This is a genomic window from Lysinibacillus sp. G4S2 (genome assembly GCF_030348505.1).
Classification (GTDB): domain Bacteria; phylum Bacillota; class Bacilli; order Bacillales_A; family Planococcaceae; genus Lysinibacillus.
On record NZ_JAUCFJ010000002.1, the window covers coordinates 3,915,676 to 3,929,036 of the forward strand.

Here is a 13,361-nt window from a genome sequence, read left to right on the forward strand (position 1 = left end):
TCCAGCTTCACTAGCTCCTGTTCTCATCTGAACTAATCCCTAAAGAGGCACCCAATCTCTATCCAATAAAAAAAACTTCTACATAATAATAAAGTAGAAGCTTGTTCGCTTAACATATTTATTTACCTTTTTGAAATGCGCCATAGAATATTGCTGTAATCCTTCAAAATCCTTTAATTCTAGATTTAGATTGTTATACATATATCCATAGTTCATTCCTCTTATCTACAATGGCTAGATTAAGCTATTTGTTGTATATACTAATCCCAATAATTCTTCATTAACTCTGTTGCCCAATATGGCTGTTTTATTTCACCTTTTGGTAAAAATTCTTTCATTACGGGCTTTATATCAATAATTGGTGTTCCATCAATAGCATCTAAGCCTTTAACAATTAATGTTCTACCCTTTAATTCTAGTAATTCTACAACCGTAACACCTATTTTATTAGGTCTATTTTTACCTCTCTGTGCAAAAATACCGACTTCTGGGTATTCCTTATTATTTCGTGGATGTCTCGCTTCATATTGGATTTTCTCATCTGAAACCTTGTTAAAATAAAATATAATTTCTAAATGAGAAAAATCATCAATCCCTTTTAAAGACGATTCATGTATATCTTTTGTCAATTCAATCGTTGAAATAACGCCACCCCAGTTGTCGTCTTTGATCATTTTTCGACTATTGCTTACTGCAGCTATCGGTTTAATGTTATATAGCATATAAAGACCCTCTTCTATTGTGGATTTTCTCTCAATATACCTTCCGTTAAATTCCAGTATACCCTTGCTATTTGCAATGTCAATTTACGCCAATTAGCCTACTACTTAAAACAAAAACAGTACGCTATTATTGTAGAAGGAAAATAATTAACACCTATCAAAATATGAACCAGTGTATATATTGTTTATGAGACACTACAAACTGAACAAAAATTTCATATAACAATCGCCCGCCAATTATTCACTTTCGGGTATGTTATTGATTGTCTTTAAGAAAAACAGATAAAATAATCCTGGGAGAACAATTACTAAACCAACAATTCCATACGCTTGTCTTGTACTTAAATCAAAAAAAGAAGTCGAAGCAAATACTATTCCTACCGGCATTGTCACTCGTAGAAAAAGTAATCGAACAGCACTTAATTGAGCTAATCGTTCCTTGGGAGCGTGCGATTGAAAAATTGCTGCACTCTGAGCGTTAAATAAAGGAAATAAAATCCCTCCTAATAACTCACACATCCACGCAGCTGGAATTGATTTAACAAAAAAGAGAAGAACAAATGAAAGACCCCCACCAATTAAACCTAAATGCATAGTGGCATATGTCTTAGGTATCTTTTTAAGTAATAGCATCCCCATTACATATCCAATCGGAAATGCCCCAGCAAATATCCCATACTCCCATGATTCTCCATTAAGGTCGCTTCGAATAAATGGAATACTCAACACGGTTGTTGCTCCTACAGCAAACTGAACTGTTGAGGAGAGGAATGTTAGTCGTAAAAGAAATTTATATTTAAAAAACGTACGATATCCCTCTTTCATTTCCCCCCACCAAAGCTTCTTGGTCCAAACTGGTACTGTTTGTTTACTTGATGAAGACATTTGGCAGAGTGAAATATAACTAATACCAAACATAATGCAGGAAAACACATAAATAAATTGCATAGGGCTAACTAATAACAGTAAAGAAGTTAATCCAGGAGCAAGAAAACTCATAAGTCGAATAGTTCCATCTAATAGACCATTAGCTTCAGTTAAATCGTTTTTCTCACAAACCTCAGGTAAAAGCGAGAACGAGAGGCTAGCGTAAATTGGCTGCATTAATCCTAAAATAAATTGTAAGGCAATTAACCCTATAATTGTCCCCACGTTTTTATCAATGACAAAGCCTATTAAAGGAAGAAGATAGGCACTTGAACGAATCAACTGTATATTTCGAATCATTTTTCCCTTCTCAACATGATTCAAAAACGGTGCCGCGACACTTTGTAGGATCAATGAAGGGATAAAATAAACTAGCCAAAGTATCCCCATCCATTCTTTCGATCCCGTTATTTCATAAAGTAACAATCCATTAGTAATCCCACCAGCTGCACTACCAAGTTCTGAAACAACTTCACCTATCCAAAGTGCTTTAAATGACTTAGAATACTTCTTCATCTTTAAACCTTAGATATTGCGTGAGACGTGAAAATGTTTTATCTATTTCCATTGGGTTTGCAGAATAAATTCCTTTATCGACTTTAATTAATCTCGCAGCCTTTAACAGTGATAACTGATGATGAAGTGTCGTTTTATTTATATTGAACTGTGCACTCAGCTCTTGCAATGAAGAAGGCCCTCTTAATAGCTGATAAAGTAATTTCAAGCGCAGTTCGTCTCCCAATGCTTTATAGCTACGAACTAAATCCTTTGGAGGGACCCCAGGCTCTTGTAAAAGATCCTCTTTTAAAGGGTAAAAGAAAAGTTTTGTATCACTTGTTCGTTTTTCTAAAATCCACGGTCGATATGATACATGTGGTATAAGTTTGACAGTCCAAATTGAAGGCTCAAGTTGATATTTTACGCCACCTGTAATATGTTCAATCTCTGCCATTGGATTTGTAATATTTAATGACTGATATTGTTTTTCTTCAAAATCAAGTGCTTGCAACCACTTGTCCCATTTTTCGTGTTTGCTTATCCAGCTATGCCATTCATTTAATACATTCGAAAATAATTCACATACCTCTTGATGCGAGTAGTGACAGAGATTTCGTATGTATTCCCCTAAATAGTCATGATCGTCGAAATGAACTGCATACTCTTCAAATAGATCCGGATTATTGTAACTAGCGGCAGTTTCCCTTCTCATAAGTTCTGTTTCACGATTTTTATAAGGTAATAGTATTTCATAGAAGCTTTCAATTGCAATATCGTAAAGCTGGTTTGAAAAATTTTGAATGGTTAAAGATGCAATCTCGTTCTGTAGCATAATCAAACCATACCAAAAATTAGTTTCCTCAATTAATTTTAACGAGTCTACCAATGATATTGGCATTGATTCTCGGGCATTTGTCCATTCTTCATCGAATTCAAACGTATGTCGAAGTTGGATATGTGTGTATCCAGCTATTCCAAGAATGACTTCCCATACAGGTGATGCTTCAACTTGTAAAGAAATTTTTTCAGTAGGCTGTGGTGAATAAAGGTAATTCATGAAAATACCTCCTTAATTTACGTTATCGCCATTCTAAAATATTCGAACTCAAAATTCAATATTTTTAGAATAAATAACAAGCTTCAAAAATTAATTACGTTAGATTACTAATCTTTTGGACTAAAAAAATTATGAAATGTTGTAACGGATGTGATATGGTATAGTATCTACAATGAAATTTTAGAAGGTGAAAAATATGCTAGAAGTAAGTGAAAGCAAATTAGCGCAGTATATTATACATTTTATTGACGATACACTCGTGTTAGGTGAGGAGTCATTTTCGCAGCCAGAGGTCATGCTTGAGGCAGCTTTTACACAGCTAGCGTTTAGCAAAATTGATTTAGAGCAGCAATATGAATTTTTTCATGAAACAGATATTGGATTAAATGAGGTATACACATATGTGAGGACTATTTTTGATGAGGAGCATAATTTCCTTGAACAATCAAAAAACATCGCAACACACTTACATAGTGTATCTCAACATCCTAACATTAAAGGCGGCGAATTGTTTATTGGATTATTTGACAACTGTTTTCTGTCTACAGAAGTTAAAAAAATAATCGCCATTGTTAAAATTGATGAAAAAGAAATGTTTTTAGATGTAAAAAGCGACCAAAACAAAATGGTGGTCAATGGCATTGACGGAATTAATGTAAAGAAAATCAATAATATGGCCATCATCATAGATATGGGGACAGATGAAGCACCTGCTGTCTTTATGAAAACGAAAAGAAAAGAAGATATTGTTTATTGGCAAGAACGATTTTTAAAGATTAAAGCAGCGGATGAACATTATTATAAAACGAATTTAGCGTTAACAGAATGTAAAAAATATATTTTAAAAGAAGAGAGCTTTACGAATACAGAGAAACTGGGGCTCTTGAACAAAACGCTTGATTATTTTAGAAGTGAAGACGAATTTCAAGTAAGTAACTATATAGAAACGGTATTTGAAAATGCAGAGCCAACACAAAAAGATATTATTATAAATTCGGTAAAACCTTATGAAACAGTTATTTCCGAAAGTGCACTTGAAAAGGCCGAAAAAAAATATAAACGTAAAATTAAACTCGATTCCAATATTGAAATTCAGGTAAACGTACAGGATATTGAACAAGTAGAGGAACTAATTGAAGTAGGCTATGATGAAGCAACAAATCGCAAGTTTTATAAAATCTATTTCCAAGAAGAACTATAGTAATATATCAAGAGGCTTTCCTAGTTTTCAAGGAAAGCCTCTTTTTTGTATTGTTAAAATACACACAAAAAAATGGATAGCAACCAAAAGTGACCACCTTAAACTCTTCCACATTTTAAAGCTCTGGCCCAATCAGACCTATTTTGTCTTTCGCTTTGTTTAATAGCATTCGTAGTATCGTAAGGGATACTTAACTGCTCAATAACCCATTCCTCATAGCGTTTTTCTACAAAGGTTTTCTCTACATTTACATAATTTTTTTCTTTTGATATTACCATATTTTTTCAAAATTCAACACTATCTCATTCATTAAATGATATGATGGTTTCTTTTCCTTCTACATTCCATTATATCAATTTTGACTTAAGATTAAATGTTAGATATCTAATTAGGTTTTTCCGATTTTTTGCAATATACTCTCTAACGAATCATTAACTTTCACTGTTTAGGAAGAAAGTTTCGCAATATATTCATTTAATTCTTGTTGATTAATCTGTCCTTTTATTGTGTACTTTAATTTACCTTCAGAATCAAATATAAATGTTGTTGGCAAAGCCAATACTTCAAATGATTTTTGAAGTGTATTATTTAAATCAAGAAATATAGGGAAACTCAAATTGTATGACTCTTGGAACTTTATTGCATTTTCACGACTATCATGTGAAGTAGCATTGATTGCTAACAGCTCAACATTTTCAGGTTTATTGTTGTAAAAATCTCTTAAATCAGGAGCCTCATCTTGACAAGGTTCACACCAAGAGGCCCAAAAGTTTACAATTAAAATTTTCCCCTTGTACTCTTCGAATGTTGTTGATGTTTCATCTAATCGTGTTAACTTCGTATCAAAAACAAGCTGTTTTGATCCATCTTCAGTTTCTACCATCGAATTAATTGTTGCTACTTTTATAAATACATTTTTCAAAACAATTCCAACAAGTAAAACTATCAGCAAAGCTGAGAAATATAAACCTAAACGCTTTTTAGACTTCATAAACGATCACCTTTCTTCATACCCAAGCGGTTTTGGGCGTTACCTAATCACTTTTTTCTCCATATCCGAGCGGTTTGAGGCGTTACCTGATCACTTTTTCGGCTTACCCGAGCAGGTTTGGGCGTTACCCGATCACCTTTTCGGCTTACCCGAGCAGGTTTGGGCGTTACCCGAGCAGGTTTGGGCGTTACCCGATCACTTTTTTCGGCTTACCCGAGCAGGTTTGGGCGTTACCCGATCACTTTTTCGGCTTACCCGAGCAGGTTTGGGCGTTACCCGATCACTTTTTCGGCTTACCCGAACAGGTTTGGGCGTTACCCAAAATTACCCCTTTTCTTTATTTGCACTTTATAGTAAATAACTGGCTCATCACCATTAGTTGTGGATGACATTTTTAAAAATATATGCACTGTATATTGGTTGATTGGAGTGGAGACTGGGCGACTCCTAGGGGATTAGCGTCACAGATGAGACCCTGGAGCGAGCATCGCGAGTGAAGCGGCTCATCGGACGCCCCCTGGAAGCTTTGCTCTGTGCGAAAGCGTAGCGACAGCAACAACAAATGTTTTCTGTAGCGAAAGCAAAGCGTCAGCTCAAAGCGCCCAGTCGGAACGGAAATCAACCACACGTTTTGATGAAGAGCCAAATAACTTCAATTAATAGTAACTGTTGCTGAGATATCAAATTGCATAAGATATACCCCTTCCTTAAAATCACTATCATGACTTCGAGAAAAGACATACATATAAGAATGTCCATCATATTATCTAAGAGTTAACGAAATGCCTAGTGAAAGGGACAATATCATGGCTTGTTCTTTTTATGTTTTATTCGTATTTTTTAAACTCCGGAGTTTCCATCAATACTTCGAAAAATTTATCTTTCGCTTCCCTATATACATCCATTGCTTTGCCTTCGTATTCTTTTTTTAAGTTATCATATTCATCACGATAACTTTTATTTGCCATTAAAACTTCTCTAAATTTCCAAAAAAAATCATATTCAGAATCAATTACAGTTAATTGTATTCCTAATGGAGGGTTGGTGTTGTCATCTTTAAACGCCCTAAACGTATCAGTTTTTATACTTCCCTCATTCACTTCGTATAAATTCGAGAGTAATTCAACAGCTTTAGAAAATTGTTGAGGATCAACACGAACCTGTATGTCTAAGTCTCCCTTAGTAATACTATTAGGAATTGCTGTACTACCAACATGTTGGATATCAACTTCTGGCATAAGCTCTTTTATTTTGTTCTTGTGCAATACAAAGGTTTTCTCAGCCTTTTCATTAAATAATTCACTATCAAAAAAATTTACTTTTTCCAAATAAATTCCCCCCATAATTATTCATTCTTCAATTTTACCATATTTTCACAAAACCAACACTACCTGTATTCCACTGCTGTCTATCAAAAGATAGGAAGACTGAACGGATAAAATCTTCTCTATCCCTCAATGGAGACCTTCGATTCCTCATCGCCTCGTACAATGAAAAATTTTCCACATAAATGTTGACTTAGAATTTTTCTAATGCTAAATTTAGTAAAGTAGTAATTTACTAAATTACTAAATTTAAATTAACAGGAGTTGAAATTAATGAGAATACCTACACATTTAAAGCATAAACCTGTTATTGTAGCTGAAAACTACGCCAATATTGATGGGCGAACTGCTTATCATACAGATGCACAGGGGCTTTCACTTGGCTTAGCTCAATGGAATGACAGAGGCAAGGTTGATATTTCCGCTAAGGTGTGGCGACACACAGGTGGTAAATGGTCACGTCAATCGGAGGAACTACCGCTTCATCGCGTGCTTGATCTCGCTATTTTAGTATGTGAGTCTCAGCTTTATTTTAAGGAAGCTTATCAATACGAAAATTTATATGATGAAGAAAACCCTATTATTAAACGTGTTGGTTTACAGGGCGATGCAATGACAGTGGAAGTATGCACAGAAAATGAACAAATTAAAGAGGATATTCAGCTCTTTAATCAAGCATTAAGTGATAATGGTGAACTAATGGGCGAACGCCTACGCACGCTATCTCGTATTTTAAAGGAAATGGGTTATTAAAACTCATGAGGACATCATAATGAACGAACAAATTTTACATGATGATAAAAAGCTACAAAAAGCTTTTTTTAGCTTTTTGATCCCTGTTATGCTAGCGAATGTGCTGCAATCACTAGGGCAGGTCTTTGCCATGTTTATAGTTGGCCACAACTTAGGTGTCGATGCGCTAGCAGCAATTTCAGCATTTTTTCCGTTCTTCTTCTTTTTAATGGCATTTGCTATTGGGATTGGCTCAGGTAGTTCGATTTTAGTTGGGCAAACCTATGGGGCTGGTAATCATGAGAAGATGAAGGAAGTTGTAGGGGTAACCCTAGCCTTCACGACGATTATTTCTATTGTCGTTGCGCTTTTTGGTGGCTTTTTTATTGAATGGATTTTACGCTTCATGCACACACCCGCAAATATTTTAGATATGAGTATTCGCTATGCGCAAATTTTATTTTTCACACTACCGATTATGTTTTGGTATATGGTGTACACAACCTTTATGCGTGGTGTCGGTGACTCTAAAACACCATTCTTATTTTTAGTCGCAAGTGTTATTTTAAATATCCTATTCCTACCACCATTAGTTTTTGGCTGGTTTGGTCTGCCTGAGTTTGGCTTAAATGGCGCTGCCTATGCCTCTGTTTTATCCAATTTGGTGACGATGCTATTATTATTTGCCTACCTGCATAAAACAAAGCATATTTTGCGCTTGGACAAATCGATTTTGCAGCATTTCAAATTAAAGAAGGATATTTTAGCTTCATTATTAAAGCTAGCTATTCCAGCGAGCATTAGTATGGTCGCGATCTCTGTAGCGGAAATTGCTGTAATTGGCTTCGTTAACATCTATGGCTCTGATGCTACTGCCGCTTACGGTGTTGTCAATCAGGTGGCTAGCTACGCACAGGTTCCAGCGATGAGTATTTCTATCGCGACATCTGTATTTGTTGCTCAGGCTTTAGGGGCTAACTCTACAGATATGATTAAAAAAATTCGTCAATTAAGTGTACGTGTTAACTATATTTTAGGCGGCGCTATTATTTTAATTATGTATTTATTTGCAGAGCCTATTTTATCTTTCTTTATTGATAAAAATGATACGGTACTTATCGCCAAGGATTATTTATATATCGCGTTTTGGAGCTATTTAATTTTTGGCCATACACAAACCGTTTCAGCTACAATGCGCGCTACAGGTGTTGTCTTATGGCCTACAATTTTCCTAGTCATCGCAATTTGGGTAGTCGAGGTGCCATTGGCGTTTATTTTATCGCACTACACTACATTCGAGCTAAAAGGCGTGTGGTTAGCGTATCCTACTGCCTTCTGTGTGCATTTTGTATTACAATACGCATACTTCAAGCTAGGCTGGCAAAAACGAACTTTAAAAGCAATGCTAAACGATTAATCATCATTATAGATACTGTAGACAAAGTCGAATGCAACTTTGTCTACAGGAATTTTTTATATCGATGTTAACGCTTCTAACTTACAGTATTCAAATACATGCTGTACTTCACATTTAAGATCCTCATGAAGTGGTTTTTTTATCATTATCTAAAGATATAAAATCATATTCTGTATTCTTTTCCCCACACACTGCCCTCCACAACTTTTGGTGATGAGCCATATAAAAACTGGTTCTGAAATTTATTTATGTAAAATAAAATTAAGCATTATGATATTCATACATACCTTTATTTCTATACTATTCTCTAATAATCGTTCTTTACTAAAATCTATTAGCTCTTTTTCATCTACTTTAATAATTTGGGATAAGCTTTCTGTCGTTAACTCGTATTCCGTTAACAAACTATTCAATATTACCCTTACTCTTTCTTTAGCATCGAAACCATCAAAACCAAAATTAAACATTACTAATTTATTTTCAATCTCTTTAAATTTTTGGTCTGTAATGTTAATTGAACCCTTCATTAAATTTTCTATTTCAATTATGGATATATCAAACATTTTAGAGAGTTGTTGATGGTTTAAATTAAATATTTTAATTAAATCTTGAAATTGATTCCTAAGATAATCAGATTGAGTTGCTGACTACTCCCACTGCTAAAGCAGCGGGGTTCTTATATACTTAAGAGAAGCGTTACAAAGCTCTCCACAGATGGTGTTGCCATGTCCTGTGTACAACATCTTTGATTTATCTTCTGTTCTATAAGACTTTCTTATTTACACAACCGATGTTGTGTTGGCAATAAGTTTTAACGAAGGCAGGTAGCTCTACCTACGGAGGAATAGCCCTCACTTGATTTGTTTGATTCCCATGCTAAGAGGGAATGTTTTCTTTACTTGTCTCAAGTCTTCTATATGTTGATTGTGTAACTCTAAAAAGGTAGTAAACGTTTTATTGCATAAGTCTTGATTCGTTTGTTGTAAATTTGGTTCACTATTCATCAGTAAAAACGCACTATATAAATCTCGTTGTACAAGATGACTTCCAATTTGACTCCAACGTTGATGGAGTTTTTTCTTTTCATAACGATCCGTCACATGGTTATACTGACTGGCTCTAAAGGTGATCGTATTTACTTTCTGTATCGTTTGCTTTGTGTAACCTAATTTTTGATGGATGATTTCCACTAGCATCGCAGGGGCATGATTCCCAATGCTTTTTCCAAAACGCTTTTTGGATTGGATTTTACCCTGTATATTTGTTTTGGTTTCTTTTGTACGCTTTGCTAATCCTTTAAAATGCATGGTTTCGATGTACACCTCATCGCCAAGAGACAAGATTTTATTGACTAACGCACCATGTTTTTCTTTGATGTAGGAAGCTTTCTTTCTATATAATTCTTTTATTTGTTTTTTTGTTTTTTGATAGTTTTTACTATATGTCCAACGGAGTTTGACGCTATGTTTAATAGTACCATCCTTGTTGAAATTGTTAGGATTGGTACTTCTACGACTTCTATCCAATTTGCGTAATAAACGTCTTTTTTGTTTCTCCAATAAAGGTACTTCTGGCGCAAGTTGTTGGATGAAAACGGTTTTTTCTGAAACAACTGCAATGGTAGAAGGACCAATGTCAATACCTACTCGTTTTTGTTTTTGATAGGCATGGCGAAAGGCTCCTGTAGATGGAATTCTCTTTGCAGGAGGAATCCCATCCATCACGAGTTGTACGTAAAAAGTATGAATTCCACGAATCACTTTTTTGACTAGACGACAATATTTAATGGTATGAAGAGCAAGGGATTCTTCTACAAATAAATCTTGTTTGCGAATACGAACAGGGAGGGTTAATCCATTCCAATAGACAACATTCTCTTTAAATCGAATGCCTGCTTTATTAGATTTCCCTTCTACAGAATGAAGCATTCCGTAACGTTTAAAGTGTGCTTTGCTCCCTTTAAATAGAACATCCTGAACCGCTTTCCAGACAGTAGAGGCGATTTTCTGGGAAGTATTGCTATCTATATGTTTTTTATAGTTATGTTGATGCTTTTTAATATACGCATGCAGTTGATTTTCACTTAATCCAAAAGATTGACGAATGTTATTTAATTCTTTTGCGGTCTGCTTCAATTCTTTTGTATCATTAGATTTTTTCGCTTTTTGGTAGCAACGTAATTGTTTTCGATAGTGTTTTGATTCCTGCATGAAAGTATATTGTTTTACTGCATAAGACAAAGTCGTATTATAGAGTGTACGGGCAATTTCAAAACGTTTTAATAGGATATCCTTTTGCCATGTATCTATAAGTAACTTGAGTTCAATAATAAAACAATCTTTTTTCGATTTCATCATTACCCGTCACTCCTTTATTTTTTGATTATTCACAATATACAACGAAAACATATGTTCTGTAAAGAAAAAAGCACTTCATTCCTCCCACCTCTGAAGAAGTGGGCTTCCTGAAGCTCAATTCTGTGAATTAGAAAGAAAAGACATTTCTACTTTTGTTTGATATCCATCCATTATATCGCACCTCTAAACTTTATTTTTTCTAAAAAATTATCAGTTGTGTTGATTAACCATTTTTATACAATCAGTTAAAATGGAAATATACCGGCAAATTAGTAATAAAAAATCCTTTTATCACTCAATGATAAACCTAATTATTAGGTAATTACAATTATCTTCACATAAAAAATCCAGGCTCGAATTAATAGCGACCCTGGATTTTTTGTTTATGCGTGTTCGTTTGTTAGCCCTGACATCTATAGCTTACCATGTCATTCTAAACAAATTCTAAACAAATCGTATAATTTACCATTTACCTAATACATCTAACCTATCTTTATATAATAAAGTTTTTCAAATCAAGACTTATCCTGATTTAAATGATGCGATATGCCACTGCTCTCTATTTGTATCAAAAGATAGGAAGACTTAACTTACAGTACTCAAATACACACTATCCTTCACATTTAAGATCATCATGGACATGGAGTGGTTATAAGATTAATTTAAAATATTTAAGAGTTGGTACTATATATTTTGAATTATACATATTTTCAAGCTCAGACTTTGTTACCCATTTAATATCAGTCACTTCATCTTCTTGTAGTACTGTTTCTGTAATTTCAAAATTTTGGTCAAAAAGCCATACATCGTAAAAATCATTGTACGTATCCCTACGTTCACTCTTTATCATTTTACCGTTCAACCTAGATAAATTTATCCCGATTTCTTCTTTTACTTCTCTTATAACACCCTCGAGACTGCTTTCACCAGCTAAAATAGAACCTCCTGGACATTCCCATAAATTAGGGTGAGATTTATCCCGATGTCTTTTCGTTAAAAGAATTTCACCCTTATTATTCCTTATCCATACATGTACAACTATATGATAATCACCATCTGCTAACTTAGCTCCACGTACATGACTTTTACCTGTTTTATTTCTATTCTTATCGTAAACATCCCAAACTTCCATGAACGACCTCCTACACTCCATCTTAAAATCATGAAAACATATTCTCTTACACAAAGAGGATTAGTATCATTCTTTATTAAGGTGTTTCATATATGATTTGTCCCATTTGTGTGACGTCATAATCACCTAGTGCAGCTACTGCTGATTGGAAATCTGGTGAATTTAAAATCTCTTTTACTGATTCAATCAGTTGTTGATTTTCAAGTGTTTTTAAAAGGACGATATCGTAACGTTCTCTAATAAGTGGTATAAAATCAACCTCTATGAGTTTAGATATTTTTTCAATGCCTATTCCAATATCCGCATACCCATTTGCCACAGCAGAAGCCACATCGATATGGCTCATTTCTTCTTCGTTATACCCTTCAATCGAGGATGAAGATATATGGTGAATGCGTAATTGTTCATCTAATAAAGTACGAGCACCTGAGCCTTTCTCACGGTTCATCAATTTTAGTGATTTGGTCTTAAAATCTTCAAATGATTGAATTTGCAATGGATTTCCTTTTTGAACATAAAAGCCTGCTCGGCGTGAAATCAGATTGATGAGAATATAAGAATGGCTCACAAAAATCTTTTTCAAATAAGGCGTATTATAGTTCCCCGTATCACCGTCGTACAAATGTAAACTAGCAATATCACATTCTCCGTTATACATCGCCATGACACCATTAAAGCTACCTTCATGTGAGCGCAATACTTTATTTGATTGCTTTTTCTCAATATATTTCCCTAATAAGTCTAATACTAAATCTTGTCCACTAATAATAATTTTTTTATTTTTTGTCGTAATAGTAGTAGATGTAGTAGACGGAGTAGGAGTTGCTCCAGTTTTGCTCTTTTGAATATACAATTGTAAATCTGTTCTATCTACTCGCATTTGTCGACCTACACGAAAAACAGGTAAATCTCCCTTTTTCACCAAGTCATAGATCGTTAATTTCGAAACTTTTAATAGTTGTGCAACCTCTTCAATCGTATAGGAATGTTCATGTGACATGT

11 protein-coding genes and 1 pseudogene are annotated in these 13,361 nt (G+C 34.4%); 3 read left to right on the forward strand and 9 right to left on the reverse strand.

What is annotated here, in order from left to right:
- Nucleotides 1-260: 260 nt before the first annotated feature.
- From QUF91_RS19945 to QUF91_RS19955, 3 genes are all read right to left on the reverse strand, one after another.
- Entirely contained in the window at nt 261-722 is a 462-nt protein-coding gene (locus QUF91_RS19945; protein ID WP_289419132.1) for an SAM-dependent methyltransferase, read from the reverse strand.
- Nucleotides 723-959: 237 nt separating this feature from the next.
- The gene (locus tag QUF91_RS19950) at nt 960-2,165 is read right to left on the reverse strand and encodes an MFS transporter (RefSeq protein ID WP_285397205.1); all 1,206 of its coding nucleotides are present in this window, start codon (nt 2,163-2,165) and stop codon (nt 960-962) included.
- On the reverse strand, nt 2,149-3,204 hold the full coding sequence (locus QUF91_RS19955) for a winged helix-turn-helix domain-containing protein (protein WP_285397206.1): 1,056 nt from the start codon (nt 3,202-3,204) through the stop codon (nt 2,149-2,151). The genes QUF91_RS19950 and QUF91_RS19955 overlap by 17 nt, the downstream gene beginning before the upstream one ends.
- Before the next feature lie 196 nt (nt 3,205-3,400).
- On the opposite strand from QUF91_RS19955, the gene QUF91_RS19960 reads away from it, so the two are divergent.
- Nucleotides 3,401-4,405 carry a nucleoid-associated protein gene (locus QUF91_RS19960; protein WP_285397207.1) on the forward strand — a complete coding sequence of 335 codons (1,005 nt, stop codon included), beginning with the start codon at nt 3,401-3,403 and terminating at the stop codon, nt 4,403-4,405.
- 445 nt (nt 4,406-4,850) lie between these two features.
- Here the strand turns inward: QUF91_RS19960 and QUF91_RS19965 are convergent, their stop codons facing one another.
- Together QUF91_RS19965 and QUF91_RS19970 are read right to left on the reverse strand one after the other, a co-directional pair.
- The gene (locus tag QUF91_RS19965) at nt 4,851-5,396 is read right to left on the reverse strand and encodes a TlpA family protein disulfide reductase (RefSeq protein WP_285397209.1); all 546 of its coding nucleotides are present in this window, start codon (nt 5,394-5,396) and stop codon (nt 4,851-4,853) included.
- An 827-nt stretch (nt 5,397-6,223) separates the two neighbouring features.
- A complete protein-coding gene (locus QUF91_RS19970; RefSeq protein ID WP_285397211.1) occupies nt 6,224-6,724 on the reverse strand; it encodes a GrpB family protein in 501 nt (166 codons plus the stop codon).
- Between the two features lie 270 nt (nt 6,725-6,994).
- Between QUF91_RS19970 and QUF91_RS19975 the strand changes: the two genes are divergently transcribed.
- Both QUF91_RS19975 and QUF91_RS19980 read left to right on the forward strand, forming a co-directional pair.
- Complete coding sequence (locus QUF91_RS19975) at nt 6,995-7,474, forward strand: DUF6530 family protein (RefSeq protein ID WP_285397212.1); 480 nt, start codon at nt 6,995-6,997, stop codon at nt 7,472-7,474.
- A gap of 19 nt (nt 7,475-7,493) precedes the next feature.
- Nucleotides 7,494-8,870, forward strand: a complete 1,377-nt coding sequence (locus tag QUF91_RS19980) for an MATE family efflux transporter (protein WP_289419133.1) — start codon at nt 7,494-7,496, stop codon at nt 8,868-8,870.
- Between the two features lie 242 nt (nt 8,871-9,112).
- Here the strand turns inward: QUF91_RS19980 and QUF91_RS19985 are convergent.
- The 4 genes and pseudogenes from QUF91_RS19985 to QUF91_RS20000 all read right to left on the reverse strand — a co-directional run.
- Nucleotides 9,113-9,493, reverse strand: a pseudogene (locus QUF91_RS19985) (HTH domain-containing protein); the annotation flags it as partial.
- 228 nt (nt 9,494-9,721) lie between these two features.
- Nucleotides 9,722-11,227, reverse strand: coding sequence for a hypothetical protein (locus QUF91_RS19990; protein ID WP_289419135.1), 1,506 nt, complete (start codon nt 11,225-11,227; stop codon nt 9,722-9,724).
- A 649-nt stretch (nt 11,228-11,876) separates the two neighbouring features.
- Nucleotides 11,877-12,359 (reverse strand): NUDIX hydrolase, encoded by a 483-nt coding sequence (locus QUF91_RS19995; protein WP_289419136.1) that lies wholly within the window; start codon nt 12,357-12,359, stop codon nt 11,877-11,879.
- A 76-nt stretch (nt 12,360-12,435) separates the two neighbouring features.
- On the reverse strand, nt 12,436-13,359 hold the full coding sequence (locus tag QUF91_RS20000; protein ID WP_285395920.1) for a helix-turn-helix transcriptional regulator: 924 nt from the start codon (nt 13,357-13,359) through the stop codon (nt 12,436-12,438).
- Between the last annotated feature and the right edge of the window lie 2 nt (nt 13,360-13,361).

Bases quoted from the DNA above. Each gene is read 5' to 3' on its own strand.
- QUF91_RS19945 (WP_289419132.1), bottom strand. From the start codon at position 722: ATGCTATATAACATTAAACCGATAGCTGCAGTAAGCAATAGTCGAAAA.
- QUF91_RS19950 (WP_285397205.1), bottom strand. From the start codon at position 2,165: ATGAAGAAGTATTCTAAGTCATTTAAAGCACTTTGGATAGGTGAAGTT.
- QUF91_RS19955 (WP_285397206.1), bottom strand. From the start codon at position 3,204: ATGAATTACCTTTATTCACCACAGCCTACTGAAAAAATTTCTTTACAA.
- QUF91_RS19960 (WP_285397207.1), top strand. From the start codon at position 3,401: ATGCTAGAAGTAAGTGAAAGCAAATTAGCGCAGTATATTATACATTTT.
- QUF91_RS19965 (WP_285397209.1), bottom strand. From the start codon at position 5,396: ATGAAGTCTAAAAAGCGTTTAGGTTTATATTTCTCAGCTTTGCTGATA.
- QUF91_RS19975 (WP_285397212.1), top strand. From the start codon at position 6,995: ATGAGAATACCTACACATTTAAAGCATAAACCTGTTATTGTAGCTGAA.
- QUF91_RS19980 (WP_289419133.1), top strand. From the start codon at position 7,494: ATGAACGAACAAATTTTACATGATGATAAAAAGCTACAAAAAGCTTTT.
- QUF91_RS19990 (WP_289419135.1), bottom strand. From the start codon at position 11,227: ATGATGAAATCGAAAAAAGATTGTTTTATTATTGAACTCAAGTTACTT.
- QUF91_RS19995 (WP_289419136.1), bottom strand. From the start codon at position 12,359: ATGGAAGTTTGGGATGTTTACGATAAGAATAGAAATAAAACAGGTAAA.
- QUF91_RS20000 (WP_285395920.1), bottom strand. From the start codon at position 13,359: ATGTCACATGAACATTCCTATACGATTGAAGAGGTTGCACAACTATTA.